The sequence below is a fragment of the Allobosea eneae genome (assembly GCF_042657265.1).
GTDB classification, from domain to species: domain Bacteria; phylum Pseudomonadota; class Alphaproteobacteria; order Rhizobiales; family Beijerinckiaceae; genus Allobosea; species Allobosea eneae.
In genome coordinates this window covers 113,992-139,283 of record NZ_JBHSLW010000052.1, presented here as the reverse complement: position 1 = coordinate 139,283, position 25,292 = coordinate 113,992, and the positions used below count along the sequence as shown (strand labels likewise).

The following is a 25,292-nucleotide window of genomic DNA, read 5'->3' as shown; positions in this document are numbered from 1 at the left end:
GCGACAATAACCCCGCAAAACCGCGGCTGCCAGCCAACGACTCCACATAATCCCGCGCTACGCATAATCCGTCTTATGCGGTGCACCGCATAACGCCGAGATCGGCGCCGCCTGGGAGAAGCGCTCGAACGAGGGCCGCGACTATCTCGGCCTCAAACTCGACGACCCGAGCTTCACCGCTCCGATCTACGCCAACCTCTTCGACGACGAGGACGGCAAGGGCTACAGCCTCATCTGGTCGCGCCCGAACGGCCGCCGCAACGGCGAGTGAGCCGAGCCGAGACGCCCCGCCCGGACCACCCGGGCGGGGCGCTCACCCGCGTTCGTTATCTCCCGCCTCTTCGGAGACGTTTGTCTCGTCCAGCAACGCCGCGGCGCGGACGCCCAGCGCCTCGCTCACGTGCCAGAGCGTCACGATCGTCACGTTCTGCTGCGCCCGCTCCATGGTGGACACATGCGCCCTGTCGACACCGATCCTGACGGCCAGCGCCGCCTGGCTGAGCCCGGCCGCCTCCCTGTAGCGCCTGACGTTCGCGGCGAAGACCTTGCGGATATCCATCCGCATTGTGTCCGCCGTTCGCGTATTTTAGTGCGACGCGTTATAATACTCGGCATTCGACGCTGATCCGGCACGTCGTGCCGTAGCACAGCGCGGAAGGTTGTGGCGGACGGGCGTCGTTCTGATAGACCACTCGTTAACCATGCTCGATTGCGAAGGGGTCAGGCGTTGGGAGCACACGCCATGGCGACACGGCGACCGCCGCCGCTGCAGGACGAACCGCCGGCGGCCGACCAGGTGACCGACTATGATCTCGGTCACTCAACCACTTACCTTCGGCTGCTCGACGCCCACGCCGATGGCGCAGACTGGCAGGAAGCCGCGCAGCTCATCCTCGGACTCGACCCATCCGCCGATGCCGAGCGCGCGCGCCGTATCCACGACTCGCACCTCGCTCGAGCGCAGTGGATGACCCGGAGCGGCTATCGCGACCTGCTCCGCCGCGCCGACGACGCCGATCGGTGATGCTAGAGCGGCATCGCTTGATCTAACCCGCGGACTCGACGCGGCCGAGCTTCGCCGGAATCAATCGGCATCATGCACGCGGAGCGTGCGGGGGATCGCTCCCGTGGCGGCTCGAAGGAGTCCGTCCGTGTCGAGTAGAGATTGGCGCTCGGAGAGCGCCTATGAGGAACTGAACACCGCGTCCCTGCGGGACCTCGCGTGGGAGTATCTGCGGCGCAATCCGGACTATGTCCGCGATCACGCCGAAGCCATGGCGGCGCGGTCGGACGCTGCCGCCGCAGCCACCGCTCAGACCTGGGGGTTGCGATTTCGTCGCCGATCCGCGCCGTCCCGCAAGCAACGCCGACGTGTTCTGGTCCGTCCGGTCGATCCAGGTGATCGCGGCGATGAGGACCCCGGCGGGTCTGACGAACGACGCTGGACCACCGCTGGGCTGGCCGTCGCCGCAGGCTGATCACGCCGCGTCTGACGGCCGACATCTGCTGCTTCGCGGCGCCAGCGGCCCCGACGTTCAGATGACCGTCCTGGACGGCTCCGGCCCAAATCTGCCCTTGGCCGCACTCATCCCATTCGACGCCGACTTGCCCGCGCGCGTCGCCGCCCTGCTTGACGCTTGGCACGCCCTCTCGGGCCGGCCTCGCGGCCAAAACCCGCTCACAGCCCAGCGCCGCCGACGCCTGATCCTGGGCTTGCGCGCGCTCGACGGCCGCGCCGCGGGCGCGAGCTACCGGGCGCTCGCGGCCGGGCTCTTCGGCGTGGACCGCGTGCCGTCGGGCGCGGCCTGGAAGAGCCATGACCTTCGCAGCCGCACGCTCCGTCTCGTCGCCGACGCGACGGCGCTGATGCGCGGCGGATACCGCGCGCTCGCCGGCTTGCCGCCGCAGTTCGCCTGACCCGCGCCGGGGGTCCGTATCCGAGGCCTTCGTCTTCGAACTCCCCCTACGCCAGCGCGCTTCGCCAGCTTGGTTCCGTGACGGCCGCCGACCCCCGGCAGCCGCAGATCGCGTCACGGAGGCCCGCTCATGTCCGCTGTCCCCGCCAATCTCCCGCCCCGCTATCTCCGTACCCCCGAGGCTGCCCGCTTCCTGGGTCTCTCCGGCCGTACGCTCGAGAAGCACCGCACCTACGGCACCGGCCCGCGCTACTCAAAGCTCGGCGGACGCGTCGTCTACAAAGTCGAGGACCTGCAAGCCTGGGTCGATCGCGGCGCCAAGGCGTCGACCTCCGACGACACCGGCGATGTCGTGCTGCCCGCCAAGCGCCACACAGCCGTCTCACCGGCCTATGCCGGCCAGGCCCGCCGCTGAGCCCGGGCCGCCGTCATGGCGCGCAGCCGCTTCCAGACCAGCGAGCGGGCGACGCTCGACCCGTTCGAAGCGCTCGAAGGCGCGGTGCCCCCGCGCGACCAGCGCGACCTCATGGAGCGGCCCTTCTTCAGCCTCGCCAAGGCCAAGCGCACCCAGCCGATCCTCTACAAAGCCGGAGATACGGAAGTGCAGGTCTACGCCGTTCCGGAACACGGCCTCGCCACCATCTGGGACGCCGACATCCTGATCTGGGCGGGCTCCCACATCGTCGAGGCGCTCGACCGCGGCCTCACCCCGTCCCGCTTCTTCCGCTTCACGCCCTACCAACTGCTGACCGCGGTCGGACGCGCCACCGGCAACCGCGAGTATCAGCTGCTGAAAGGCGCACTGACGCGCCTTCAGTCGACCGTGGTGCGCACTACCATCCGCCAGGGCGAGCACTGGCGTCGCCAGCAATTCTCTTGGATCAACGAGTGGGAGGAGCTTTCGACGGCCTCGGGCCGGTCGCTCGGCCTCGAGCTCGTGCTCCCCGACTGGTTTTACCAGGGCGTCCTCGACCGGCGCCTCGTCCTCACGATCGACCCCGCTTACTTCGCGCTCACCGGCGGGATCGAGCGCTGGCTGTACCGCGTCGCCCGCAAGCACGCCGGCCGCCAGGCCGAGGGCTGGCGCTTCGAGCTCCGTCACCTGCACGCCAAGAGCGGCAGCCTCGCCCGCTTCTCGGATTTCGCCCTCGACCTGCGCCGGCTCGTCCAGCGCCAGCCGCTGCCCGGCTACCGGCTGGAGATCGAGCGCGTCTACGACCTCGCCGGGTTCGCCGGCGAGTTCATCGTGATGCGTCCGGCCGATGCAGAAGGGCCTGTGGATAACCGCTCGCCCGCTCATCCCGACTATCGGGATTTCGGGCGCACACCTATCGGGATTTCGGGCGCACCAGAATCGGGACTTCGGGCGCAAGCCGTAAATACGGACGACAGATTCAGCGAAGTTTTTCAGCAGCTTCCGCTCGCGCTCGAACCGCTTAACTCCTCTAACGAATCTAACTTGAAAGAAGCGCGTGCGGGCGCGCGCGAGTCCGCAGCCGTTGCAACCCGTCGCGGAGCGCGGCGGTGATCGTCGCGCTCCTCAACCAGAAGGGCGGCGTCGGCAAGACGACGCTGGCACTGCATCTCGCAGGCCAGTGGGCCGCCAAGGGTGCGCGCGTGCTCGTCGTCGACGCCGACCCTCAAGGGTCCGCGCTCGACTGGTCCGAGCAGCGCGGCCGGGAGGGGCTGGCGCGGCTGTTCGGCGTCGTCGGGCTCCCCCGCGACATGCTCCACCGCGAATTGCCCGAGGTGGCGCGCGGCTACGACCGCGTCGTCATCGACGGCCCGCCGCGCGTCGCCGGCATCGCGCGTTCCGCGCTCATCGCCGCCGACCTCGTCCTCATCCCCGCTACGCCCTCGCCGTTCGACGGCTGGGCCTCGGCCGAGATGCTCCGGCAGCTGGACGAGGCGCGTGTCTACCGGCCCGGCCTGCCCGCGCGTCTGCTCCTCAACCGCGTCTCGTCGCGCACAATCATCGCCCGCGAGACCGCGGACGCGCTCGCCGACCACGACCCTCCGGCGCTCAGCAACCGGATCGGCCAGCGCATCGCCTTCGCCGACACGGCGCGCTCGGGTCGGCTCGTCCACGAAGTTCCGGCCGGCGCCATCGCGGCGCAGGAGATCGCTGCGGTCGCCGCCGAGATCGACGGGCTGTCGACATGAAGGGGCCGTCAAACAAGCGCGGGTTCGCTGTCCGGCCGACCACGCCTGACGACTGGGTGCGTGCGCCCGAGGCGACACCCAAGCTCCCCGACCCCTACACCGCGCGGCTGACGATCGACGTCACGCCGGTGCTGCGCGGCCGGATCAAGATCACCGCCTTCGAGCGCGGGCTCACCGTAGCCGAGATGCTCCGAGCCCTTCTTGAGCGCGAATATGGCGACGCGGGAGGTGCGCCATGACCTGGCACACGCGCGTCGAGCTCCTGCACCTGGAGGGCCGGATCGAGCGCTGGATCCGCTTCGGCCGGCCTGTCGAGGAAGAGATCCTCGACCGCCGCCGTCGTGCTCTGTGGTTCGCGCCCGACGCCGTGTTCGCCTTCGTCCGATGGGCGGCTAACGACTACGGCACCGCCGTTTCGCGCATCGACATCCTGCGCGCCGTCGCCGCCGGCGAGCCGCTCACCACCGTGCCCGGCGTGACGCCCGGCGGCGAGGTGCTGCTGCGCCTGTCCGGCTGGCCGAAGGTCGAGCGCGTGCTCCACGCCATCGACCAGGTCGAGGCGCTCGGGATCGATCCGGCCGACGCCTGTCCGGATCACTGGCGGCATGTCCACAGCCGCCTGTCCGCGAACGACGAGCCGCGTGCCTATGCGCACGAGCGTCACCGCGCCTGGACCCTCAGACGGGAGATGACCGCATGATGAAGACCATGGTCGCGACGCTCGTCGCGTCGTCCGCGCTCGGCTTGAGCGCGCTGTTGCCGCCGCCGCCCAGGCTCGTGTGGAACGCTTCCGAGAGCGTGCCGATCGGCCTCTACGCGATCAGCTCGCCGGCCGCGCTAAAGGTCACCGACCTCGTGCTCGCCCGGCCGCCCGAGCCGCTCGCGAGCTTCCTCGCCGATGGCGGCTACCTGGCCTCTGGCGTGCCGCTCCTGAAGCGGATCGCTGCACTGCCGGGCCAGCGGGTCTGCCGTGACCGTCTCACCATCACGATCGACGGCGCGCCGCAGGCAGAAGCTCGCGAGCGCGACCGGCTCGGCCGGGCGCTGCCCGTCTGGAGCGGCTGCCGCGTGATCGCTGACGGCGAGGTGTTCCTGCTCAATTGGGACAATCCGGCGTCGCTCGACGGCCGCTATTTCGGCCCGATCCCCGCCGCCAGCATCGTCGGCCGAGCGTCGCCGGTGTGGGTCCGGGAGGAAGGCTGATGCTGCGCCTCTCTTCCTCTTCCCGGTCCCTTCTCGCCGCGTTCGCTCTGCTCGCAGCGTGCAGCGATGGTGTCGCCGCACAGGTCCAGCCCCGGCAGCCCGGAAGCGCTGCCGCCGTCCCTGATCCGGTGTCCGCCGCGATCGCCGAGGCGTCGCGGCGGTTCGGCGTGCCCGAGCATTGGATCCGCGCGGTGATGCGCGTCGAGAGCGCCGGGCGGGTAGATGCCGTGTCGCATGCCGGTGCGATGGGCCTCATGCAGGTGATGCCCGGCACCTACGCCGAGCTGCGTGCTCGCTACGGCCTCGGCGCCGATCCGTTTGCCGTCCGCGACAACGTCATGGCCGGCACGGCGTACCTTCGCGAGATGTTTGACCGCTACGGCACGACCGGCATGCTCGCGGCCTACAATGCGGGGCCGGGACGCTGGGAAGCGCATCTCGCCGGCGTCCGGCCGTTGCCTGCGGAAACGGTTGGCTACCTCGCGCGGCTCGGTCCAGTGCTGAACATTGGCGACGTGCCGAGCGTGTCAGTCGCACGGGCACCGACAGCCGCATCGCCCTTCTCGGCTCCGATCTTCGTCGCCTGGAGCGCGGGTGCGGTGACGCCAGAGCGGACGTCCGACGCTCGCTCGCTACGCCAAGTCGACGCCGCGAACACGACGGTGGTTCCCCCGACCGGCCGACTGTTCGTCGCTCGCCAGCCTGTCGTGGCCCTGGCGCCGGAGCCGAACTCGGTCAGCCCGATCGAGGCGCGGCCAACGTCCAACGACGTGACCAACGACGACACGTCGGAGCCGCAGTCGGACCACGGCAACGGCCTCTTCGTGCCTCGAACCAGGGAACCCAGCGGAGGATGAGCATCAGAGTGGACGATCGCAGCGTGGCGTGTGCCGGCGTGCTCCAGGGAGGAGTACTAGGAATCCGGTATGAGAACGACCGCAGAGGGCAAGATGAAAGCCCTGCCTGCGGCTCGGGGCTATGCGGTTGTGGGGCCTGCGCTTTTTCGTCTGGCACGCGCCACACGTGGCTGGCGCTTTAGCCGTGAACACCCTGCTTTTCCTCAATTTGCACGTCTGGCACGCGTCGGGCGGGCCTCTCCGGCCATGAGCGCCCGCGACGACGACCTGCGCATCCGCCCGGGCCGCATCCGCAGCGGCGGCCAGAACGCGGGCAAGGCCAAGAGCTTCGTCGGGCAGGTGATGCGGGCCGCGAAGAAGGCGGGGCATTCAGGCCGGCGCTTCACCGCCTCTGGCGGCGGTCGCTCCACCTTCGGCCGCGGCCGCGTCGCGGCGGTCGCGGCCACCCTGCGCAGCCCGTCGCGCCGCGTGCTGGTGAAGACCCGCATCGCGCGTCACCGGGGCGCGGCGTTCCGGTCCGCGCCGCTCGCCACCCACGTCCGCTACCTGCAGCGCGATGGCGTCAGCCGCGACGGCTCGAGCGGCGCGCTGTTCGACGCCGAGCGCAATGGCGTGGACGGCAATGCGTTTGCCGACCGTTGCGAAGGCGACCGCCACCATTTCCGCTTCATCGTCTCGCCCGAGGACGCCGAGCGCATGCAGGATCTGCGCGCCTTCACCCGCGACCTCATGAGCGACGCGGAGCGCGACCTCGGGACCAGGCTCGACTGGGTCGCGGTCGAGCACCACAACACCGACAACCCGCACGTCCACATCCTCGTCCGCGGCCGCACGGAGACTGGCGACGATCTCGTCATCAGCCGCGACTACCTCACCCGGGGTTTGCGCGGCCGGGCCGAGCAGCTCGTCTCGCTCGAGCTCGGCCCGCGCACGGAGCAGGAGATTGGCGCGGCGCTCGCCCGCGAGGTGTCGGCCGAGCGCTGGACGGGTCTGGACCACGCGCTCCGGAGCCAAGCCGACCGGGACGGCGGCGTGGTGGATCTCCGGCCCGGTAGTCCGGCCGACGCCGACCCGTCTCTCCGCGGCCTGATGATCGGCCGTGCCCAGCATCTCGAACGGCTCGGCGTGGCGAGCCCGACCGGGCCCGCCCAATGGTCGCTTGCGCCCGGCGCGGAGAATACGCTCCGCGCGCTCGGCGAGCGCGGCGACGTCATCCGCACCGTGCACCGGGCGCTGGCGCGCGGCGGCCGCGAGCCAGCTGTCGCTGACTTCGCCATCCATGGCGAGGTCGCGCAGCCGGGCGTGCTCGGCCGGCTCGCCGACCGCGGCCTGCACGATGAGCTCTCCGGCTCGGCCTACGTCGTGATCGAGGGCGTCGATGGACGCAGCCATCACCTTCGGTTCGCCAGCCTGGAGGCGACCGGCGATGCCGAGCCTGGCGCCATCGTCGAGGCGCGCAGCTTCGAGGGCGCTGACGGCAAGCGACGGCTCACCCTGTCGGTCCGATCAGACCTGTCGCTCACCGAGCAAGTGACGGCGGCCGGCGCGACCTGGCTCGACCGCCAGCTTGTCGCCCGTGAGCCCGCGCCGCTGGCCGGGAGCGGCTTCGGAGCGGAAGTACAGTCCGCGCTTGAGGCTAGGGCGGAGCACCTCGCGGGCGAGGGTCTAGCTCGGCGCCAAGGCCAGCGCATGGTGATGGCGCGCGACCTCCTCGACACGCTGCAGCGGCGCGAGCTTGACGCCGCCGCGAGCCGCTTGTCGGCCGAGACCGGCCTGCCGCACCGCCCAGGCGCGGCCGGCGATCACGTCGGGGGCATCTATCGTCAGCGCATCACGCTCTCCTCGGGCCGGTTCGCGATGATCGACAACGGGCTCGGCTTCGAGCTCGTGCCCTGGAAGCCGGCGCTCGAACGCCAGCTTGGCCAGCAGGTCCAGGGCGTCATGCTGCCGGGCAGCGGTGTCGACTGGAGCCATGGGCGCACGCGCGGCCTCACCTTATGACCCGCCGATCTGCGCGAGCGTCTATCCGCCGTCCCTACGCCTCGCTGACAGCTCTTGCGCGGGCGGGTCGCCCGCGCGTGGGTTGCCGCTCCAATCAACGGAGCATCTGTGTCGGCTACGCGCATCCTTTGGGGTCAGATCCTCGTCGTGTTCGCGATCGTGCTCGCGACGACTTGGGGCGCGACGCAATGGACGGCGTGGCGGCTCGGCTACCAGGCCCAGCTCGGCGCGCCCTGGTTCGTCGTCGGCGATCAGCCCGTCTACGCACCGCCCGCCTTCTTCTGGTGGTGGTACTGGTTCGAGGCCTACGCGCCCGAGGTCTTCGACGAGGGCGGGATCATCGCCGCGTCCGGCGGGTTCGCCGCCATCGCGGTCGCGATCGGCATGTCGGTGTGGCGGGCCCGGGAAGCGAAGAACGTCACCACCTATGGCTCAGCGCGTTGGGCGACCCGGCGCGAGGTCGAGGCCGCGGGCCTGCTCGGCCCCGACGGCGTGCTGCTCGGTCGGCTCGGGCGCGACTATCTGCGCCACGACGGACCCGAGCACGTCCTGTGCTTCGCGCCGACGCGCTCGGGCAAGGGCGTCGGCCTTGTCGTGCCGACGCTCCTCACCTGGCCGGGCTCGTGCATCGTCCACGACATCAAGGGCGAGAACTGGGGCCTGACCGCCGGCTGGCGCGCGCGGTTCGGGCGCGTGCTGCTGTTCGACCCGACCAACGCCCAGAGCCACGCCTACAACCCGCTGCTCGAGGTGCGCCGCGGGCCTTGGGAGGTGCGCGACGTCCAGAACATCGCCGACATCCTAGTCGATCCCGAAGGCGCGCTCGAGAAGCGGAACCACTGGGAGAAGACCAGCCACGCGCTGCTGGTCGGAGCCATCCTCCACGTCCTCTACGCCGAAGCCGACAAGACCCTCGCCGGCGTCGCCAACTTCCTCTCCGATCCCAAGCGCCCGATCGCGACGACGCTGACCGCCATGATGACGACGGCGCATCTCGGCGACCGGCCGCACCCGGTGATCGCCAGCGCCGCGCGCGAGCTCCTGAACAAGTCTGAGAACGAGCGCTCCGGCGTGCTCTCCACCGCCATGTCGTTCCTCGGCCTCTATCGGGACCCGGTGGTCGCGGCGGTTACAGCCCGGTGCGACTGGCGCATAGACGACCTCGTCGAGGGCGCCCGGCCGGCGAGCCTCTATCTCGTCGTGCCGCCCTCCGACATCTCGCGGACCAAGCCGCTCGTCCGGCTGATCCTGAACCAGGTCGGCCGCCGCCTGACCGAGGACCTGGAGAGCCGCACCAAGCGGCATCGGCTCCTCCTCATGCTCGACGAGTTCCCGGCGCTTGGCCGGCTCGACTTCTTCGAGTCGGCGCTCGCCTTCATGGCGGGCTACGGGCTGAAAAGCTTCCTCATCGCCCAGTCGCTCAATCAGATCGAAAAGGCCTACGGCCCGAACAACGCCATCCTCGACAACTGCCACGTCCGGGTCGCCTTCAGCACCAACGACGAGCGCACCGCCAAGCGCGTGTCGGACACGCTCGGCACCGCCACCGAGTTGCGCGACGCCCGCAACTACGCCGGGCACCGGCTCTCGCCCTGGCTCGGCCACCTGATGGTGTCGCGCCAGGAGACGGCCCGGCCGCTGCTCACCCCCGGCGAAGTCATGCAGCTGCCCCCGACTGATGAGCTGGTGCTCGTGTCCGGCGTGCACCCGATCCGGGCGACCAAGGCCCGCTACTACGCCGACGGCAGACTGAAGGCGCGCGTCCTCGCGGCGCCGGGCCTGTCCGAGGATGATCGGCTTGGCCTCAACGCCGGGCCGTGTCAGCGCCGCGGTCGGGACGACTGGACGAGCCTGCCCGTGCCGACGCTCGTGGCGGGCGCCCCGCGCTCGAAGACGAGCGACACAGAGGATCCGGCGAACGCCGGCGTCAGGCGTGAGCCTATGCTGCCGGAGCACGAAGCCGTCGTGCCCGAAGATCCGACGCCGGCAGACGAGTTCGCGGCGCTTATCGACGAGCCGGACGACGAGGCGGTGCGCGCCAAGGCGCTGCAGGACCGCTCGTTCGGTTTGGCTCGGCAGGCGGCGCTCGATCCTGACGACGGAGTCGACCTGTGAAGCGGCCCGCCCGCGTCAAGGTCACGTTCCGTTTGTCCAGCGAGGTGAGTAGCCAGCTTGCCGACTACGCTCGGCGCAAGCGCGTCAGCCAGGGCAGCGTTGTCGAGGCGGCGCTCGCTTCGCACCTATCGCCCGACGGCGCTGACAGGCTGGAGGCAGCGCTGTCGCGCAGACTCGACCGGCTCTCGCGTCAGAACGACCAGCTCCAGCGTCACCTGACCATCTCGAACGAAACGCTGGCGCTGTTCATCCGCTTCTGGCTGACAGCGACCCCGCCTTTGCCGGACAGCCACCAGGCGGCGGCCCAGGCGAAAGGCCGGGAGCGGTTCGAGGCCTTTGTCGAGACGCTCGGGCGACGGCTCGCGAAGGGACGCACCTTCGCCGACGAGGTCGTGCGGGACCTGCCCGGCGACGATGGTGGAGCCGATCCGGCCTAAGTCCCTGCCTCTCTACGCCAGCGCTCTACTACGCCCTCGCGCTTGTTGAACGGGCCCCGATCGGCCGCTTTGTAATCGACCCCGTTGCTTCAGCCGCCCTCGTCCCGGGCGGCGCAGACGGGGCCGATCATCGTGACCACCATCGCCTTCAGGTCTGAGTCCCACGTCCGCAGCAGTCGCATGCTGCGCACCGCACTCGGGCCGGCGATCGCCGGCTTCCTCGACGACCCGGCCGTGGTCGAGGTCATGCTGAATCCCGACGGCCGCCTCTGGCTGGACCGGCTGTCCGGCGGCCTGGAGGACACCGGCTCCCGGCTGTCCACCGCCGACGGCGAGCGGATCGTCCGCCTCGTCGCTCACCACGTCGGCGCCGAGGTCCACGCCGGCGCTCCCCGCGTCTCAGCCGAGCTCCCCGACAGCGGTGAACGTTTCGAGGGACTGCTGCCGCCGGTCGTGGCGGCGCCCAGCTTCGCCATCCGCAAGCCCGCGGTCGCCGTGTTCACGCTCGGCGACTATGTCGAAGCGGGCATCATGTCGGCTGTTCAGGCCGAGGCGCTCCGTGCCGCTGTGCACGCGCGCCAAAACATCCTGGTCGCCGGCGGCACCTCGACGGGCAAGACGACGCTGGTCAATGCTGTCCTCGCCGAGGTGGCGACGACCGGCGACCGCGTGGTGCTGATCGAGGACACGCGCGAGCTCCAGTGCGCCGCGCCCAATCTCGTCTCACTCCGCACCAAGGACGGCGCGGCGACGCTCACTGATCTCGTTCGCTCGGCGCTGCGCCTGCGGCCCGACCGCATCCCGATCGGCGAGGTACGTGGCGGCGAGGCGCTCGACCTGATCAAGGCCTGGGGCACCGGCCACCCCGGCGGCGTCGGCACGCTTCACGCCGGGACCGCGCTCGGCGCGCTCCGGCGCCTCGAGCAGCTCGTGCAGGAAGCCGTCGTCACCGTGCCCCGGGCGCTGATCGCCGAGACGATCGACCTCATCGCCGTGCTCACCGGTCGCGGCTCGGCGCGCCGCCTGACCGAACTCGCCCGTGTCGAGGGGCTCACCCCCGCCGGCGACTACCAGCTCATCCCCGCAGGAGACCCGTCGTGACCAAGACCTTGTCCCGCCTTTGCGCCAGCGCCAGCGTGCTCGCTCTGACCGTGCTCGCCGCCCCGGCACATGCCGCCGGCTCGAACATGCCCTGGGAGGCGCCGCTCCAGTCCATACTGGAGTCGATCCAGGGTCCGGTCGCCAAGATCATCGCGGTGATGATCATCATCGTCACCGGCCTGACGCTCGCCTTCGGCGACACGTCGGGTGGCGCGCGCCGCATGATCCAGATCGTGTTCGGCCTGTCGATCGCCTTCGCGGCCTCGTCCTTCTTCCTGTCGTTCTTCTCGTTCGGCGGCGGGGCGCTGGTCTGATGCTCGGCGGCGACGTGCCCGCGCTCGGCTTCTACGCGCCCGTTCGGCGCTCGCTGACTGAGCCGATCCTGCTCGGGGGCGCGCCGCGGGCGCTCGCCATCATCAACGGCACGCTCGCCGCAGCACTCGGCCTCGGGCTCCGCCTCTGGCTTGCCGGCCTCCTGATCTGGCTCGTCGGCCACCTGGCGGCGGTCTGGGCGGCCAAGCGCGACCCGGCTTTCGTCGACGTCGTGCGCCGCCACCTCCGCTATCCCACCCATCTCGGCGCGTGAGGGCGGACCCGTGCTGAACCTTGCCGAATACCGCTCCCGCTCGCAGCGCCTCGCCGACTTCCTGCCCTGGGCGGCGCTCGTCGCCGAGGGCGTGATCCTCAACAAGGACGGCTCGCTCCAGCGCACCGCGCGCTTCCGCGGCCCCGACCTCGACAGCGCGACGCCGGCCGAGCTGGTCGGGACGACCTCGCGGCTCAACAACGCGCTCCGCCGTCTCGGCTCCGGCTGGTCGATCTTCGTCGAGGCGCAGCGCCTGCCCGCGGGTGCCTATTCGACCTCGCGCTTTCCCGACCCCGTCTCCGCGCTCGTCGACGCCGAGCGCCGCGCGCAGTTCGAGGAGGCCGGCGCGCACTTCGAGAGCGCCTACTACCTGACGCTCCTCTGGCTGCCGCCGGCGGAGGACGCCTCGCGCGCTGAGGCCTGGCTCTACGAGGGCCGCGACGGGCGCGGGGTGGACGGGCACGAGCTCCTCGCGGCCTTCGTCGACCGCACCGACCGCGTGCTCCACCTCGTGGAGGGCTTCATGCCCGAGGCGCGCTGGCTGGATGACGTCGAGACGCTCACCTACCTTCACGCCACCGTCTCGACGCGCCGCCACCGCGTGCGCGTGCCCGAGACACCGATGCACTTGGACGCGATCCTCGCCGACGAGCCGCTCGTAGGTGGACTCGAACCTCAGATCGGCTCCGCGCATCTGCGCACACTGACGGTGATGGGCTTCCCGTCCCAGACTTGGCCGGGGCTGCTCGACGACCTGAACCGCCTCGCCTTCGAGTATCGCTGGGTCACCCGTGCCGTGCTGCTCGACAAGACCGACGCCGCGCGCGTGCTCGGGCGCATCCGCCGCCAGTGGTTCGCCAAGCGCAAGTCGATCGCCGCGATTTTGAAGGAGGTGATGACGAACGAGGCGTCGGCGCTCCTCGACAACGACGCTTCGAACAAGGCCGCGGATGCGGACCTCGCGCTCCAGGAGCTTGGGAGCGATCTCGTGGGCACCGCCTACGTCACCGCAACTGTGTCGGTCTGGCACGAAGACGCCCGCGTCGCCGAGGAGCGGCTGCGCCTTGTCGAGAAGGTCATCCAGGGCCGCGACTTCACCTGCATGGTCGAGCGGGTGAACGCGGTCGAGGCCTGGCTCGGAAGCCTGCCCGGCCATGTCTACGCCAACGTCCGGCAGCCGCCGCTGTCGACGCTCAACCTCGCCCACATGATGCCGTTCTCGGCCGTGTGGGCGGGTCCGGAACGGGACGAGCATCTGCAAGCGCCCCCCTTGCTGCTCGGCAAGACCGAGGGCTCCACCCCGTTCCGGTTCTCCCTTCACGTCGGCGATGTCGGCCACACGCTGGTGGTCGGCCCGACCGGCGCGGGCAAGTCGGTGCTGCTCGCGCTCATGGCGCTGCAGTTCCGCCGCTACGAGGGCGCGCAGGTGTTCGCCTTCGACTTCGGCGGCTCGATCCGGGCGGCCGCGCTCGCCATGGGCGGCGACTGGCACGACCTCGGCGGCTCGCTGACCGACGACGTCGCCGAGCCCGTGGCGCTGCAGCCCTTGGCCGGCATCGACCAGGCCGACGAGCGCGCCTGGGCGGCCGAGTGGGTCGCCGCCATCCTCGCCCGCGAGGGCGTGACCGTGACGCCCGAGGTCAAGGAGCATCTGTGGTCGGCGCTCGCCAGTCTCGCGTCGGCGCCGGCCGCAGAACGCACGCTCACCGGCCTCTCGGTGCTGCTCCAGTCGCAGACCCTGAAACAGGCGCTCAAGCCCTACTGCGTCGGCGGGCCCTGGGGCCGGCTGCTCGACGCCGAGGGCGAGCGGATCGGCGAAGCCGAGGTCCAGGCCTATGAGACCGAGGGGCTGATCGGCACCGGGGCCGCGGCCGCGGTGCTCGCCTACCTGTTCCACCGTATCGAAGACCGCCTCGACGGCCGCCCGACCCTGCTCATCGTCGACGAGGGCTGGCTCGCGCTCGACGACGGCGGCTTCGCCGGCCAGCTGCGCGAGTGGCTGAAGACGCTGCGCAAGAAGAACGCGTCCGTCGTCTTCGCCACGCAAAGCCTCGCGGACATCGACGGCTCGACGATCGCGCCGGCGATCATCGAGAGCTGCCCGACGCGCATCTTCCTCGCGAACGAGCGCGCCCTCGAGCCGCAGATCGCGCGTGTCTACGAGCGGTTCGGGCTCAACGACCGCCAGATCGAGATCCTGAGCCGGGCTACTCCGAAGCGCGACTATTACTGCCAGAGCCGCCGCGGGAACCGGCTGTTCGAGCTGGGCCTCGGCGAGGTCGCGCTCGCCTTCACCGCTGCGTCCGCGAAGTCGGACCAGGCGCTGATCGCCCGTCTGCTCGCCGAACACGGACGCGAAGGCTTCGCCTGCGCCTGGCTCGAGGCGCGCGGCGTCGCCTGGGCGACCGACCTCCTCAACGCCCCTCAACCCCAGCCGGAGATCGTCCCATGAAGACTCGTGCCCGTTCCATCCTCACCGTCGGCGTTGCCGCGTTTGCGCTGTTCTCGGCGACCGCGCCGAGCCAGGCCCAGATCACCGTCTGGGATCCGACCAACCACGTCCAGAACGTGCTGCAGGCCGCCCGCGCGCTCCAGCAGATCAACAACCAGATCACCTCGCTTCAGAACGAGGCGCAGGGGCTGATCAACCAGGCGCGCAACCTCGCCAGCCTGCCCTACTCCTCCCTGCAGCAGCTCCAGCAGTCGGTGCAGCGGACGCAGCAGCTGCTCGGCCAGGCGCAGCGCATCGCCTATGACGTCCAGCAGATCGACCGCGCCTTCACGACGACCTACGGCGCGGCGAACCCCACCGCCTCGCAGGCGGAGATGATCGCGGGCGCGCGAGAACGCTGGCAGACCTCGGTCGCCGCTCTCCAGGACGCGCTCAAGGTGCAGGCCGGTGTGGTCGGCAACATCGACACCAACCGCGCCCAGATGTCGGCGCTGATCGGGTCGAGCCAGTCGGCGACCGGCGCGCTCCAGGCCGCGCAGGCGGGCAACCAGTTGCTCGCGCTCCAGGCGCAGCAGCTCGCCGATCTGACCGCCGCCGTCGCGGCGCAGGGCCGGGCCGCTAGCCTGGAGGCGGCGCAGCGCGCGGCGGCGCAGGACCAGGGGCGCGAGCAGCTCCGCCGCTTCCTGACGCCGGGCCAGGGTTACCAACCCTCGACCGTCACCATGTTCCACAACCGCTGAGGCATGACGTGATGCGCCGGCGGATCGTGACCCAGGAAGAGCTCGACCGGCCGAAGGTCCGCCGTGTCATCATCATCCTCGCCATCGCCACGGTCCTGTCCGGCATCGCGGCGGTGGTGGTTGGCCCGGACGGAGAGGACGCTGCCCCCCGCGCTCGGCCCGCCCTCAGCCAGCCTGTGGACCCGCTCCGCGCCGAGCTGCTGCGCTGCAACGGACTCGGCCAGGCGGCGCTCGACGACCCGGCCTGTCGCTCCGCCTGGGCCGAGAACCGCCGCCGCTTCTTCAGCCCCGGCGAGCGCCGTCCGGCCGACGCCTCGCAGGAGACCCGGTCATGAACGGCATGGGCGTCATCGACCGCTTCCTGGAGGTCTTCACCCGCTACATCGACAGCGGGTTCGGCCTGCTGAACGGCGAGGTCGCCTTCCTCGCCTCGACGCTGATCGTCATCGACGTGACGCTCGCCGCGCTCTTCTGGGCCTGGGGCGTCGACGAAGACATCCTCGCGCGACTCGTCAAGAAGACGCTGTTCGTCGGCGCTTTCGCCTTCCTGATCTCCAACTGGAACAACCTTTCGCGCATCATTTTCGAGAGCTTCGCGGGACTGGGCCTCCAGGCATCGGGCACCGGCATGTCGGCCGCCGACTTCCTGCGCCCCGGCCGGATCGCCCAGACCGGCCTCGAAGCCGGGCGGCCGATCCTTGATTCCATCTCCGGGCTGATGGGGTTCGTCTCCTTCTTCGAGAACTTCATCCAGATCGCGATCCTGCTCTTCGCCTGGGCGATCGTGCTGCTCTCCTTCTTCATCCTGGCGATCCAGCTCTTCATCTCGCTGATCGAGTTCAAGCTCGCGACGCTCTGCGGCTTCGTGCTCGTGCCCTTCGGCCTTTTCAACAAGACCGCCTTCATGGCCGAGCGCGTGCTCGGCCTCGTCATCTCCTCGGGCGTCAAGGTGCTGGTTCTCGCCGTCATCGTCGGCATCGGCTCGACGCTGTTCGGCGAGTTCACCCGCGGCTTCACCGGCCAGCCGACCATCGAGGACGCGATGGCGCTGGTGCTCGCCGCGTTATCGCTGCTGGGCTTGGGCATCTTCGCGCCCGGCATCGCCAACGGCATCGTCTCGGGTGGCCCGCAGCTCGGCGCGGGCGCCGCGGTCGGCACGGGCCTCGCGGCCGGCGGTGCGGTCATGGCCGGCGCCGCTGCAACCGGCATTGCCGCGCGCGGTGTCGCCGGTGCTGCCGTCGCCGGCACGCGCGGGGCGGCGAGCGTCGCTGGTGGCGCGTCCACCGCCTACAAGCTCGGTAGCGAGGCGAGCGGCGGTAGCGTCGCGGGCGGCCTGTCCGGCGTCGCCCGGGCTGGAGCCTCGGCCGCCGCCAGCCCGCTCCGCCGTGCCGGCGAGAGCCTGCGCCAGGACTTCCAGCGCGGCGGTCAGGCCGTATCCGGCGCGAGTGCCGCTTCCGCCACCGCCGCCAACGACAGCTCAGCCGCGCCGACCGGCGAGCCTGCCTGGGCGCGCGCCATGCGCCGCCGGCAAGCCGCCGCTCACGGCGTCCAGACCACCGCCCACGCGCTCCGCTCCGGCGACGGTGGCGGTGCGGGATCCTCCGTCAGTGTCCGGGAAGGGGAATAGATGTTCTTCAAGCGCGCCTCCAACCGCTACGGCCGAACGCCCGAGCCCGAGACGCCCTATCAGCGGGCCGCCCAGGTCTGGGATGACCGGATCGGCTCAGCCCGCGTCCAGGCCCGGAACTGGCGCCTGATGGCGTTCGGGTCGCTGTTCCTGTCCGGCGGCCTCGCGGCCGGCCTCGTCTGGGTGACCGCGTCCGGCACCATCGTGCCCTGGGTGGTGCAAGTCGACCGCTTGGGCCAAGTGCAGGCCGTGGCGCCTGCCGACGCCGAATACCGCCCGACCGATCCGCAGATCGCGTGGCATCTGGCGCGGTGGATCGAGCAGACGCGCGGGGTGCCCGCCGACCCGATCGTGCTGCGGCAGAACTGGCTTCGCGCCTACGACTACACCACTGACCGCGGCGCGCTGGCGCTGAACGATTATGCCCGCACCAACGACCCGTTCGCGCTGCTCGGCAAGGAGCAGCGCGCGATCGAGGTCTCGTCCGTCATCCGCGCCTCGCCCGACAGCTTCCGCGTCGCCTGGACCGAGCGCCGCTACGTCGACGGCGCGCTCGCCGCGACCGAACGCTGGACCGCCATCCTGACGATCGCCGTCCAGAGCCCTCGCGATGCCGAGCGGCTGCGGAAGAACCCGCTCGGCATCTACATCCACGCCCTCAACTGGTCCAAGGAGCTCGGCTGATGCGCCTGACGTCCCTCACCCTGGCGCTGCTCGGCTCTGTGTCGCTGTCCGCCTGCGCCACCTCCGACTGGACGCCGCCGGAGATCAGCTACGACGAGGCCGCCACGCCGCAGCCCGCCGTGCTCGCGGCCGAGCCGCCCCGGCCCGTCGAGATCGTGCAGGTCCCGACACCGCTGCCGCTTCCCGGCCAACTCCAGCGCGTGCCGCCAGCGCGCGCGCAAACGCCCGAGCCGACGGACCCGCGCGCGCGGGTAGAGGCGGCGAACAGCGCCGCGCGCGTCCAGCCGTTCCGCTCCGGCTACTTCAACGCCGTCCAGGTCTACCCCTACTCGGAGGGCGCTCTCTACCAAGTCTATGCGGCGCCCGGGCAGGTCACCGACATCGCGCTCCAGCCCGGCGAGCAGCTGGTCGGCGCGGGACCGGTCGCGGCGGGCGACACGGTGCGCTGGATCATCGGCGACACGACGAGCGGCTCGGGCCCGAACACCCGCGTCCACATCCTGGTGAAGCCGGTCCGTCCCGACCTGCAGACCAACCTCGTCATCAACACCGACCGGCGCACCTACCACCTCGAGCTGCGCTCGGCCGAGCGGACCTACATGGCGTCGGTCTCCTGGTCTTATCCGCAGGACGCGCTGATCGCCTTGCGTCGCCAGAATGCCGCGGCCGAAGCCGCGCAGCCGGTCGCGAGCTCGACGCTTCCCGCGATCGAGAACCTGAACTTCCGCTACGCGATCGAAGGCGATCGGCCCGCCTGGCGGCCAGTGCGCGCCTTCGACGACGGACGGCAGGTCTATATCGAGTTCCCGTCCGGCATCGGCCAGGGCGAGATGCCGCCGCTCTGGATCATCGGGGCGCAAGGGTCGGCCGAGCTCGTCAATTATCGCGTCCGCGGCCGCTACATGGTGGTCGACCGGCTGTTCGGCGGCGCCGAGCTCCGCCTCGGCGGCGACCGCCAGCGCCGCGTGCGCATCGTCCGCACCGACGGGCGGCCCGCGTCATGAGCGATGTCCGGGACGAGAAGGGCTCAGCCGAGGCGCCCCGCCCGGAGCGGGAGATCGCGGCCGAGCTGAGACTCAGGCCCGAGCGTCCGCGTGTCGTTCGGCTGTCGCGGCGCGTTCTCGGGCTGCTCGCGGGTGCCTCCGCCGTTGCGATCGGGGGCGCGCTGATCTGGGCGTTGCAGACGAGCCGGCCCGACGCGCCGGCCGAGCTCTACAACACCGAGAACCGCTCGACCGCTGACGGCTTGGAGCGCCTGCCGCGCGACTATGCCGGCGTGCCGCGCCAGATCCCGCAGCTCGGGCCGCCGCTGCCGGGTGATCTTGGCCGCCCCATGCTCAACGCCGGCGTCCAGCCGCCGCCCGTGCCGGGCGCACCAGCCCAGCCTGCACCCGCCCAGGTCGACCCGGAGGCACAGCGCCTGGCGCAGGAACGCCAGCGGATCGCGCAGGAGATGGAGGCGGCGCGCGCCAGCCGCCTGTTCGCGGCCGAGACCCGGACAAGCGTCGCGAGTGGGCCAGCTGGCACCGCTGATCCGCTTGCCGCCGCGCCGGCCAACCCGTTCGGCTTGGCGGGGCTGAACCAGCCCCAGCTCCAGCCGCAGCCAACCGAGAACGATCGGCGACTCGCCTTTTTGAACGGGTCCACCGATCGCCGCACGGTGAGCGCCGACCGGGTGCAGGCGCCCGCCAGTCCCCATGTCGTACAAGCCGGGGCCGTCATCGCGGCTGCGTTGATCACCGGCCTGCGCTCCGATCTGCCGGGCCAAGTCACCGCACAAGTGACCGAGCACGTCTATGACGGCCCGACCGGACGCTTGCTCCTCATCCCGCAGGGGTCGCGGCTGATTGGGCAATACGACGCGCAGGTCTCGTTCGGGCAGAGCCGGGCGCTGCTCATCTGGACCCGGCTGATTATGCCGAACGGCCGCTCGATCGTGCTGGAGCGCCAGCCTGGGGCCGACGCCGCTGGCTTCGCTGGGTTAGAGGACGGCGTCGACAACCGTTGGGGCCAGATCTTCCGCGCCGCCGCGATCTCGACCCTGCTAGCCGTGGGCACGGAAGCCGGTGCAGGCGACGAGGAGAGCGAGCTCGTCCGTGCGATCCGTCAGGGCAGCTCGGACAGTATCAGCCAGACCGGCCGCCAACTCGTCGGGCGGTCGTTGAACGTGCAGCCGACACTGACCGTGCGGCCCGGCTTCCCGGTCCGGGTCATCCTGACTCGCGATCTCGTGCTCGAACCCTGGCGCGGTTGAGGAGGCGACCTTGACGAAGCTGAAGCTCGGAGCACTGGTCGACGAGAAGCCGGTGCGCCTGACCTTGGAGTTGCCGGCCGGCGTCCATCGTGATCTCGTTACCTATGCTGAAATCCTCAGCCGCGAGACCGGTCAGCCGAATGAGCCAGCAAAGCTAATCGCGCCGATGCTCGCACGCTTCATGGCGACTGATCGGGCATTCGCGAAGGCGCGGCGGCGCCATTCCTGAGCTGCATTCTAGCTAGGCTGAGGAAGCGTCTGAGCGCCGGGTTGTCGTTCTCGGCAAGCCAAAGCGCACTGTAAGGAATGCTTTCGCCCTCGACCGGAAGAAAGGCGACATTGGGATATTCCACCTCCGCCTCTGCGCCGGTCGCGAAGGTCAGTCCAAATCCGAGCCCGACCATGGAAAACAGCACACCACGCGATACATCAAAGAACTCTACGCGGGGGCTGACCGCAAGATTGGACAGGTGACGCAGGATCCAGTCGCGTACTTGGGGTCCGAAGCCACAACGGGACACAATGTAGTCCCGGGATGCCAAGTCCCTGATCGGCACCGGAACCGCGAACTGCCCAGCGAGCTTCTTCGGAACGACGATGTTGACCTGGTCGCGCCAGAGGACTTCGACCTCGCATCCTCCGTTCCAGTCGGCCCCGGCGACGATCGCTAAGTCGAGAGCACGGCCGACGACATTGGCGAGGCTTTCGTGCGGAGACGACTCGGCAATCAGCAAGTGGACGCCTGCATGCTGCTCTCGCCAAGCTTCCATCAGGTTCCGCATGGGCCCACCGAACAGCGTCGGCCCGACTCCGATCCTCAGCTTTCCGTTCTGTCCCACGCCGGCGCTCGCGGCGTGCGCGACCGCCACGTCAAGGCTAGCCAGCACCGCACGGACATCTTGTTTGAAGCGGTCCCCGGCTCGCGTAAGGCGAACGCCACCACGGTGCCGCTCGAACAACGACACGCCCAGTTCATCCTCGAGGTTCCTCACGCGGCGGCTGAGCGCAGACTGCTCGATGCCGAGATACTCGGCGGCTCGCCGGAAACCCCCTGCCTCTGACACCGCCACGAATGTTCTCAGATCCTTGAGATCCATACCTGCCCGCTCGAACGAGCGTTGCAAGCTAATCAGAAGGGCGATGTCGGTCCGAGATCGGTCGATGCCGAGCGACGCTCGCTTAAGGTCAGAAGCAGCGGCAGCGGTCTCTCTCCGCACAACCAGCTGCGCCTTCAGTGAGCTTCGCCGGGCGGTGATCGCAGGGTGGGGATCGTCAGGGACACGACCGCTCCCTGCTTTCGATCCGAGCATACGTCGATCTGCCCGCCGAGACTAAGCGCCAGACGCCGGGCCAGTCTCAGGCCGCCGCCGGCGATAAGCCGAGGCGCTGTGTCCAGACCGATGCCGTCGTCGCCAACCTCGAAGACGATGCATTCCGGGCGGTCGTACATCCTCACCCAGACCTCACCACCGCGTTTTCGAAACGCGTGCTTGGCCGCGTTGTAGATCAGGTCGGTGACGATCAGTCCGATGTCACGCACGACGTACGGTGGCGCGGCAACGACCCCGTCCGGGCAGGTGACCCTGATCTGGAGGCGATCGAAATACGCCGCCGACAGGCCGGAGGTGAGCGACCGCAGATGGTCGGAAAGGTCCACCACCGCGCCGGTGCGATCGAGTTCGTACAGCTGGCGATACAGCAGGGCGAGAGCCATCACCGCGCCCGCGACGTCATCGAGGGCCTCGTCGGCTGTGATCGTCCCGAGCCGACGCCGCTGATGATCGATGACCGCGCATATCAACGCGAGATCATTGGCCACCCGGTGTCGCATTTCGGAAACGAGGTCGTCTGCGCCAGCCATTCAGATGCCCCGACTGACGAGCAGCAGTGCCCAGGTTCGCGTGATGGGCGGGGTGAAAGCCTTGAGGGCGACGTCGGCGGTTCTGGCGCGTAGAGATCTGGATCCTTGGAGCTCCGTCGCCTGGGCGCTGTACCTTTGTGCCAAGTCCCCAGCCATGGCGAAGGAGACCGGCAGCGCTGATTGGAGATGAGGCCGTCGCATCGTCTTCGCCCGTTGAGATTGGCGAAGCCGAGTGTAAGGCTGCGCACGGGGCGGTGCTTCCACCGGCTTCTTCAAGATTCCGCAGTGTTACGATCTCGCGCCACGGCGAGCGGGATAGTCGCTCGCCGGGCGATCAGCTCAGCCGGTCCCGGCGCCACGCGCTTGGGCTCACGCCGACGTGCTTGCGGAATATCGTCGCGAAGTGCGCGGACGAAGCGAAGCCGCACGCGAGCGCCACCTCGGTCACGCTCATCCCTGGGTCAAGCAGCAGGGCTTTCGCCCGCTCGACACGGCGTAGCGCCAGCCATCGGCGCGGGGGGAGTCCGGTGCTGATGCGGAAAGCTGTGCAGAAGTAGTTGGTGGAGAGGTCGACGAGCCTAGCGAGGTCACCGAGGCTCGTGTCGGCATCGATCCGATCTTCGAGATACTCGACGACCCGGCGCAACTTCCAGGCGGCGAGCTCGCCGCGTGGCTGAGGCGGCAGTGCCTGACCAGACGTGCAAAGCAGCGCCAGCGCGATGGTCTCGATCGCGCTGTCGGCGTAGAGCGTGCCATGTGGGGATCCGTTCGCCGCTTCTTGCCAAAGGTCGACAAGGAGGTGTCGGACCGGATCGTGAAACAGCAGGCGGCCGTGCAACGCCCCGAAGTCGCATGCCCACTCGCGACCGGTGCGTGCCTCGATCGCCGCCCGAACACGCTCGCGGGGCAGGAACGCGGCGATCCCGTGCAGTTCCCCGTCGACCTCGTAGGAAAGGTCGGTCCGCGACGGAGCTAGGGCGAGAGCACGAGGCCTGCTCCTGCACTCGAAGACCGTTCCATGGTCGACGCGCGCCGCGACCGACCTGTTGGTCGCTTCAAGGACTTGCAATGTGAACTCGTCGGCGCTCGGACGCCGGTACAGGCCGCGGGGTTGCCCGATCCTGACAATCGCGATGCCGTCGGTTCCGGCCGTGCGGACTTCCTTTGGGATCTCGCGGTAGTCCTCGCTCTGGAGGAACCAATCGAGGTGGGAGGACTGTGCGCTCACGACAGCCGCTCCCGTCGCCACGCGCTCGGGGACGCGCCGACGTGCTTGCGGAAGGTGGTGGCGAAGTGGGCGGACGAAGAGAAGCCGCAGGCGAGCGCTACCTCGGTCACGCTGAGAAGAGGATCCAGCAGCATCGCCTTGGCGCGTTCGACGCGGCGCCGCGTCAACCAGCGATGCGGTGGAACGCCCGTGCTTCGTCTGAACGCCGTGCAGAAGTGGTTGCTGGAGAAACCCACGACGGAGGCGAGCTCGGACAGGCTGGTGTCCTGGTCGATCCGGTCCTCCAGATATTCGAGCACGCGACGCAGCGCCCAAGGCGCCAGCCCGCCTTCGGGAGCGGGGGCGAGTTGCACGCCCGAGGCGCTAAGGAGGCCGAGCACGATGGTCTCGACAGCGCTGTCCGCGTAGAGCGCACCGTGCGGAGAACCGCGCGACGCCTCCACCCAAAGGTCGCGCAAGAGATGCCGCACAGCGTCGTGCCGGAAGAGCTTGGCGTGCAGCCCGCCGAAGTCGTCCTGCCATCGGCGAGCGGAACGCGCCTCGATAACGCTACGGATCCGATCACGTCCAAGGAAGACGACCATGATGGCGAGATCGCCGTCGACGCTATAGCCGAGGTCGGCCCTCGACGGCGCCAGGCACAAAGCACCGGGCCGCGTTCGGCAGTCGAACTTCGTTCCGTGGTCGACGCGCGCCCGGTGCGGCCTGTTATCGTCAGCGACGAGTTGTAGAGTGAACTCGTCGGCGGCTGGTCGCGTGTAGAACCCTTCGGGCTGTCGCAACCGGATGATCCCCACGCCGTCGGTCCCTGCCGTCCGGAGCTCCTTCGGCACGTGGCGATAGGCGTCGTCGTTCATGTACCAATCGAGATGCGACGGGCCGCTCACGACAGCCGCTCCCGCCGCCATGCGCTCGGGCTCACGCCGACGTGCTTGCGGAATGTCGTCGCGAAGTGGGCCGAAGAGGCGAAGCCGCAGGCCAAGGCGACCTCGGTGACGGTGAAGCGCGCGTCCGCGAGCATCACTCGCGCTTTCTCAACCCGTCTCGCCACGAGCCAGCGATGCGGCGGACGACCGGCGCTTCGCCGAAACGCAACGCAGAAGTGGTTCGGCGACAGGCCGACCAACTCAGCCAGTTCAGCAAGCGACCGATCGGCCGCAAGATCGGCGTCGAGGAACTCCGTCACACGCCGCAGTTGCCAAGGGGACAGCCCGTGGCTCCGCGCCGCCATCCTGCCATCGCGGAGGCGAAGCAGGGCGGAGGTCAGCTGAAGGAGTGCGCCGTCGACCCAGAGCGCGCCGTGCGGACTGCCCGCCGCGCCTTCGGCCCAGACCCGGTCCAGCAAGCGCGTGATCTCCGCATCGCGCTGAACGCCCTCATGAACGCGACCGAAATCACCATCGGCGGGCAACTTCGACTGGTCCTGCGCGAGCCCGCGCAGCGCCGCATACGGGAGGCCGAGCGCCTGACACGTATGGTCGCCGTGCACTTGGATCCGACTGCCGGCGCCGGGCGCAATGAGAATGAAATCATGGGCGGACTGCGACGCTGAAAACCTGCCCGCTCCGAGATCAGCGGCGATGCTCACGCGCCCATGCGTGACTCGCGCAACGACCAAATCGGGCGTGGGTGCGTCGGACCAGTCACCCGCTTCCTGATCGGTGAGCAGCATGACGGCGCCCGTGTGACCGGCCGGACGGACTTCGCGCACGGCATGGCCGTAAACCTCTGCGTAGAATGCACCGAAGCTGTCGTACTCGACCTTCGGCACCGGCGCGCTCACGACAGCCGCTCCCGCCGCCAGGCGCTCGGGCTCGCGCCGACGTGCTTGCGGAAGGTCGTGGCGAAGTTAGCCGAGGAGGAGAAGCCGCAGGCCAGGGCGACCTCGGTGACGGTAAAGCGCGGGTCGACCAGCATTCCCCTTGCCCTATCGATGCGGCGACGTACGAGCCAGTGATGCGGCGGCTCGCCCATGCTTACGCGGAACGCGGTGCAGAAGTGGTTGGGCGACAGTCCGACAAGCGCCGCGAGTTCTTCCAGCGTCGTGCCGACGGTGAGACTAGCTTC

General features: G+C 69.8%; 31 protein-coding genes and 1 pseudogene. 25 read left to right on the top strand and 7 right to left on the bottom strand.

Features of this window, described 5'->3' with window-relative positions; all coding sequences use genetic code 11:
- Window positions 1–94: 94 nt before the first annotated feature.
- Window positions 95–271 (top strand): annotated as a pseudogene (locus ACFPOB_RS25365) (DUF736 domain-containing protein); the annotation flags it as partial.
- Between the two features lie 42 nt (window positions 272–313).
- Here the strand turns inward: ACFPOB_RS25365 and ACFPOB_RS25360 are convergent.
- On the bottom strand, window positions 314–559 hold the full coding sequence (locus ACFPOB_RS25360) for a helix-turn-helix domain-containing protein (protein ID WP_377801118.1): 246 nt from the start codon (window positions 557–559) through the stop codon (window positions 314–316).
- 168 nt (window positions 560–727) lie between these two features.
- Between ACFPOB_RS25360 and ACFPOB_RS25355 the strand changes: the two genes are divergently transcribed.
- From ACFPOB_RS25355 to ACFPOB_RS25240, 24 genes are all read left to right on the top strand, one after another.
- Window positions 728–1,024 carry a DNA -binding domain-containing protein gene (locus tag ACFPOB_RS25355; RefSeq protein WP_377801116.1) on the top strand — a complete coding sequence of 99 codons (297 nt, stop codon included), beginning with the start codon at window positions 728–730 and terminating at the stop codon, window positions 1,022–1,024.
- 85 nt (window positions 1,025–1,109) lie between these two features.
- The gene (locus ACFPOB_RS25350) at window positions 1,110–1,478 is read left to right on the top strand and encodes a transcriptional regulator domain-containing protein (protein WP_377801115.1); all 369 of its coding nucleotides are present in this window, start codon (window positions 1,110–1,112) and stop codon (window positions 1,476–1,478) included.
- Complete coding sequence (locus ACFPOB_RS25345) at window positions 1,411–1,917, top strand: DUF2285 domain-containing protein (protein WP_377801126.1); 507 nt, start codon at window positions 1,411–1,413, stop codon at window positions 1,915–1,917. Before ACFPOB_RS25350 ends, ACFPOB_RS25345 begins: the two co-directional genes overlap by 68 nt.
- 129 nt (window positions 1,918–2,046) lie before the next feature.
- Window positions 2,047–2,331, top strand: a complete 285-nt coding sequence (locus ACFPOB_RS25340; protein ID WP_377801114.1) for a helix-turn-helix transcriptional regulator — start codon at window positions 2,047–2,049, stop codon at window positions 2,329–2,331.
- A 15-nt stretch (window positions 2,332–2,346) separates the two neighbouring features.
- Complete coding sequence (locus ACFPOB_RS25335; protein ID WP_377801113.1) at window positions 2,347–3,444, top strand: replication initiator protein A; 1,098 nt, start codon at window positions 2,347–2,349, stop codon at window positions 3,442–3,444.
- Window positions 3,441–4,079, top strand: a complete 639-nt coding sequence (parA, locus tag ACFPOB_RS25330; protein WP_377801112.1) for a ParA family partition ATPase — start codon at window positions 3,441–3,443, stop codon at window positions 4,077–4,079. Before ACFPOB_RS25335 ends, parA begins: the two co-directional genes overlap by 4 nt.
- The gene (locus ACFPOB_RS25325) at window positions 4,076–4,318 is read left to right on the top strand and encodes a ribbon-helix-helix protein (protein ID WP_377801111.1); all 243 of its coding nucleotides are present in this window, start codon (window positions 4,076–4,078) and stop codon (window positions 4,316–4,318) included. The genes parA and ACFPOB_RS25325 overlap by 4 nt, the downstream gene beginning before the upstream one ends.
- Window positions 4,315–4,779 carry a DUF2840 domain-containing protein gene (locus ACFPOB_RS25320; protein WP_377801110.1) on the top strand — a complete coding sequence of 155 codons (465 nt, stop codon included), beginning with the start codon at window positions 4,315–4,317 and terminating at the stop codon, window positions 4,777–4,779. The genes ACFPOB_RS25325 and ACFPOB_RS25320 overlap by 4 nt, the downstream gene beginning before the upstream one ends.
- Entirely contained in the window at window positions 4,776–5,282 is a 507-nt protein-coding gene (locus tag ACFPOB_RS25315) for a S26 family signal peptidase (RefSeq protein WP_465248453.1), read from the top strand. The genes ACFPOB_RS25320 and ACFPOB_RS25315 overlap by 4 nt, the downstream gene beginning before the upstream one ends.
- Window positions 5,282–6,139, top strand: a complete 858-nt coding sequence (locus ACFPOB_RS25310; RefSeq protein ID WP_377801109.1) for a lytic transglycosylase domain-containing protein — start codon at window positions 5,282–5,284, stop codon at window positions 6,137–6,139. The genes ACFPOB_RS25315 and ACFPOB_RS25310 overlap by 1 nt, the downstream gene beginning before the upstream one ends.
- A gap of 246 nt (window positions 6,140–6,385) precedes the next feature.
- The gene (locus ACFPOB_RS25305; RefSeq protein WP_377801108.1) at window positions 6,386–8,140 is read left to right on the top strand and encodes a relaxase/mobilization nuclease domain-containing protein; all 1,755 of its coding nucleotides are present in this window, start codon (window positions 6,386–6,388) and stop codon (window positions 8,138–8,140) included.
- A gap of 108 nt (window positions 8,141–8,248) precedes the next feature.
- Window positions 8,249–10,255, top strand: a complete 2,007-nt coding sequence (locus tag ACFPOB_RS25300) for a conjugal transfer protein TraG (RefSeq protein ID WP_377801107.1) — start codon at window positions 8,249–8,251, stop codon at window positions 10,253–10,255.
- Window positions 10,252–10,692 (top strand): CopG family transcriptional regulator, encoded by a 441-nt coding sequence (locus tag ACFPOB_RS25295; RefSeq protein WP_377801106.1) that lies wholly within the window; start codon window positions 10,252–10,254, stop codon window positions 10,690–10,692. The genes ACFPOB_RS25300 and ACFPOB_RS25295 overlap by 4 nt, the downstream gene beginning before the upstream one ends.
- Before the next feature lie 180 nt (window positions 10,693–10,872).
- Window positions 10,873–11,793, top strand: a complete 921-nt coding sequence (gene trbB / locus ACFPOB_RS25290; protein WP_377801105.1) for a P-type conjugative transfer ATPase TrbB — start codon at window positions 10,873–10,875, stop codon at window positions 11,791–11,793.
- Between the two features lie 8 nt (window positions 11,794–11,801).
- On the top strand, window positions 11,802–12,107 hold the full coding sequence (locus ACFPOB_RS25285; protein WP_465248454.1) for a TrbC/VirB2 family type IV secretion system protein: 306 nt from the start codon (window positions 11,802–11,804) through the stop codon (window positions 12,105–12,107).
- The gene (locus ACFPOB_RS25280) at window positions 12,107–12,379 is read left to right on the top strand and encodes a VirB3 family type IV secretion system protein (protein ID WP_377801103.1); all 273 of its coding nucleotides are present in this window, start codon (window positions 12,107–12,109) and stop codon (window positions 12,377–12,379) included. The genes ACFPOB_RS25285 and ACFPOB_RS25280 overlap by 1 nt, the downstream gene beginning before the upstream one ends.
- A gap of 10 nt (window positions 12,380–12,389) precedes the next feature.
- Window positions 12,390–14,831 carry a conjugal transfer protein TrbE gene (trbE, locus tag ACFPOB_RS25275; protein WP_377801102.1) on the top strand — a complete coding sequence of 814 codons (2,442 nt, stop codon included), beginning with the start codon at window positions 12,390–12,392 and terminating at the stop codon, window positions 14,829–14,831.
- A complete protein-coding gene (gene trbJ / locus ACFPOB_RS25270; RefSeq protein ID WP_377801101.1) occupies window positions 14,828–15,571 on the top strand; it encodes a P-type conjugative transfer protein TrbJ in 744 nt (247 codons plus the stop codon). Before trbE ends, trbJ begins: the two co-directional genes overlap by 4 nt.
- 11 nt (window positions 15,572–15,582) lie before the next feature.
- Window positions 15,583–15,906, top strand: a complete 324-nt coding sequence (trbK-alt, locus tag ACFPOB_RS25265; RefSeq protein WP_377801100.1) for a putative entry exclusion protein TrbK-alt — start codon at window positions 15,583–15,585, stop codon at window positions 15,904–15,906.
- Window positions 15,903–17,198, top strand: a complete 1,296-nt coding sequence (trbL, locus tag ACFPOB_RS25260) for a P-type conjugative transfer protein TrbL (protein WP_377801099.1) — start codon at window positions 15,903–15,905, stop codon at window positions 17,196–17,198. Before trbK-alt ends, trbL begins: the two co-directional genes overlap by 4 nt.
- The gene (gene trbF / locus ACFPOB_RS25255; RefSeq protein ID WP_377801098.1) at window positions 17,199–17,882 is read left to right on the top strand and encodes a conjugal transfer protein TrbF; all 684 of its coding nucleotides are present in this window, start codon (window positions 17,199–17,201) and stop codon (window positions 17,880–17,882) included.
- Complete coding sequence (gene trbG / locus ACFPOB_RS25250) at window positions 17,882–18,886, top strand: P-type conjugative transfer protein TrbG (RefSeq protein WP_377801096.1); 1,005 nt, start codon at window positions 17,882–17,884, stop codon at window positions 18,884–18,886. Before trbF ends, trbG begins: the two co-directional genes overlap by 1 nt.
- Window positions 18,883–20,136 (top strand): TraB/TrbI/VirB10 family type IV secretion system protein, encoded by a 1,254-nt coding sequence (locus tag ACFPOB_RS25245; protein WP_377801095.1) that lies wholly within the window; start codon window positions 18,883–18,885, stop codon window positions 20,134–20,136. The genes trbG and ACFPOB_RS25245 overlap by 4 nt, the downstream gene beginning before the upstream one ends.
- A 10-nt stretch (window positions 20,137–20,146) precedes the next feature.
- Complete coding sequence (locus tag ACFPOB_RS25240; protein ID WP_377801094.1) at window positions 20,147–20,365, top strand: DUF2274 domain-containing protein; 219 nt, start codon at window positions 20,147–20,149, stop codon at window positions 20,363–20,365.
- Here ACFPOB_RS25240 and ACFPOB_RS25235 read toward each other — a convergent pair.
- From ACFPOB_RS25235 to ACFPOB_RS25210, 6 genes are all read right to left on the bottom strand, one after another.
- A complete protein-coding gene (locus tag ACFPOB_RS25235) occupies window positions 20,316–21,233 on the bottom strand; it encodes a LysR family transcriptional regulator (protein WP_377801093.1) in 918 nt (305 codons plus the stop codon). The two genes, ACFPOB_RS25240 and ACFPOB_RS25235, sit on opposite strands and share 50 nt — an antisense overlap.
- A 134-nt stretch (window positions 21,234–21,367) precedes the next feature.
- Entirely contained in the window at window positions 21,368–21,997 is a 630-nt protein-coding gene (locus tag ACFPOB_RS25230; RefSeq protein ID WP_377801092.1) for a sensor histidine kinase, read from the bottom strand.
- A gap of 334 nt (window positions 21,998–22,331) precedes the next feature.
- Window positions 22,332–23,225, bottom strand: coding sequence for an AraC family transcriptional regulator (locus tag ACFPOB_RS25225; protein ID WP_377801091.1), 894 nt, complete (start codon window positions 23,223–23,225; stop codon window positions 22,332–22,334).
- Window positions 23,222–24,082 (bottom strand): AraC family transcriptional regulator, encoded by an 861-nt coding sequence (locus tag ACFPOB_RS25220; RefSeq protein ID WP_377801090.1) that lies wholly within the window; start codon window positions 24,080–24,082, stop codon window positions 23,222–23,224. Before ACFPOB_RS25220 ends, ACFPOB_RS25225 begins: the two co-directional genes overlap by 4 nt.
- A 26-nt stretch (window positions 24,083–24,108) precedes the next feature.
- Window positions 24,109–25,008, bottom strand: a complete 900-nt coding sequence (locus ACFPOB_RS25215) for a helix-turn-helix domain-containing protein (protein WP_377801089.1) — start codon at window positions 25,006–25,008, stop codon at window positions 24,109–24,111.
- Window positions 25,005–25,265, bottom strand: coding sequence for a helix-turn-helix transcriptional regulator (locus ACFPOB_RS25210; RefSeq protein ID WP_377801124.1), 261 nt, complete (start codon window positions 25,263–25,265; stop codon window positions 25,005–25,007). The genes ACFPOB_RS25215 and ACFPOB_RS25210 overlap by 4 nt, the downstream gene beginning before the upstream one ends.
- Window positions 25,266–25,292: the final 27 nt, after the last annotated feature.

Excerpts from the sequence above, each read along its gene's own strand:
- ACFPOB_RS25360 (WP_377801118.1), bottom strand. The coding sequence starts at position 559 with ATGGATATCCGCAAGGTCTTCGCCGCGAACGTCAGGCGCTACAGGGAG.
- ACFPOB_RS25345 (WP_377801126.1), top strand. The coding sequence starts at position 1,411 with ATGAGGACCCCGGCGGGTCTGACGAACGACGCTGGACCACCGCTGGGC.
- ACFPOB_RS25340 (WP_377801114.1), top strand. The coding sequence starts at position 2,047 with ATGTCCGCTGTCCCCGCCAATCTCCCGCCCCGCTATCTCCGTACCCCC.
- ACFPOB_RS25335 (WP_377801113.1), top strand. The coding sequence starts at position 2,347 with ATGGCGCGCAGCCGCTTCCAGACCAGCGAGCGGGCGACGCTCGACCCG.
- ACFPOB_RS25325 (WP_377801111.1), top strand. The coding sequence starts at position 4,076 with ATGAAGGGGCCGTCAAACAAGCGCGGGTTCGCTGTCCGGCCGACCACG.
- ACFPOB_RS25320 (WP_377801110.1), top strand. The coding sequence starts at position 4,315 with ATGACCTGGCACACGCGCGTCGAGCTCCTGCACCTGGAGGGCCGGATC.
- ACFPOB_RS25315 (WP_465248453.1), top strand. The coding sequence starts at position 4,776 with ATGATGAAGACCATGGTCGCGACGCTCGTCGCGTCGTCCGCGCTCGGC.
- ACFPOB_RS25310 (WP_377801109.1), top strand. The coding sequence starts at position 5,282 with ATGCTGCGCCTCTCTTCCTCTTCCCGGTCCCTTCTCGCCGCGTTCGCT.
- ACFPOB_RS25305 (WP_377801108.1), top strand. The coding sequence starts at position 6,386 with ATGAGCGCCCGCGACGACGACCTGCGCATCCGCCCGGGCCGCATCCGC.
- trbB (WP_377801105.1), top strand. The coding sequence starts at position 10,873 with ATGCTGCGCACCGCACTCGGGCCGGCGATCGCCGGCTTCCTCGACGAC.
- ACFPOB_RS25280 (WP_377801103.1), top strand. The coding sequence starts at position 12,107 with ATGCTCGGCGGCGACGTGCCCGCGCTCGGCTTCTACGCGCCCGTTCGG.
- trbJ (WP_377801101.1), top strand. The coding sequence starts at position 14,828 with ATGAAGACTCGTGCCCGTTCCATCCTCACCGTCGGCGTTGCCGCGTTT.
- trbK-alt (WP_377801100.1), top strand. The coding sequence starts at position 15,583 with ATGCGCCGGCGGATCGTGACCCAGGAAGAGCTCGACCGGCCGAAGGTC.
- trbL (WP_377801099.1), top strand. The coding sequence starts at position 15,903 with ATGAACGGCATGGGCGTCATCGACCGCTTCCTGGAGGTCTTCACCCGC.
- trbF (WP_377801098.1), top strand. The coding sequence starts at position 17,199 with ATGTTCTTCAAGCGCGCCTCCAACCGCTACGGCCGAACGCCCGAGCCC.
- trbG (WP_377801096.1), top strand. The coding sequence starts at position 17,882 with ATGCGCCTGACGTCCCTCACCCTGGCGCTGCTCGGCTCTGTGTCGCTG.
- ACFPOB_RS25245 (WP_377801095.1), top strand. The coding sequence starts at position 18,883 with ATGAGCGATGTCCGGGACGAGAAGGGCTCAGCCGAGGCGCCCCGCCCG.
- ACFPOB_RS25235 (WP_377801093.1), bottom strand. The coding sequence starts at position 21,233 with ATGGATCTCAAGGATCTGAGAACATTCGTGGCGGTGTCAGAGGCAGGG.
- ACFPOB_RS25230 (WP_377801092.1), bottom strand. The coding sequence starts at position 21,997 with ATGGCTGGCGCAGACGACCTCGTTTCCGAAATGCGACACCGGGTGGCC.
- ACFPOB_RS25220 (WP_377801090.1), bottom strand. The coding sequence starts at position 24,082 with ATGAACGACGACGCCTATCGCCACGTGCCGAAGGAGCTCCGGACGGCA.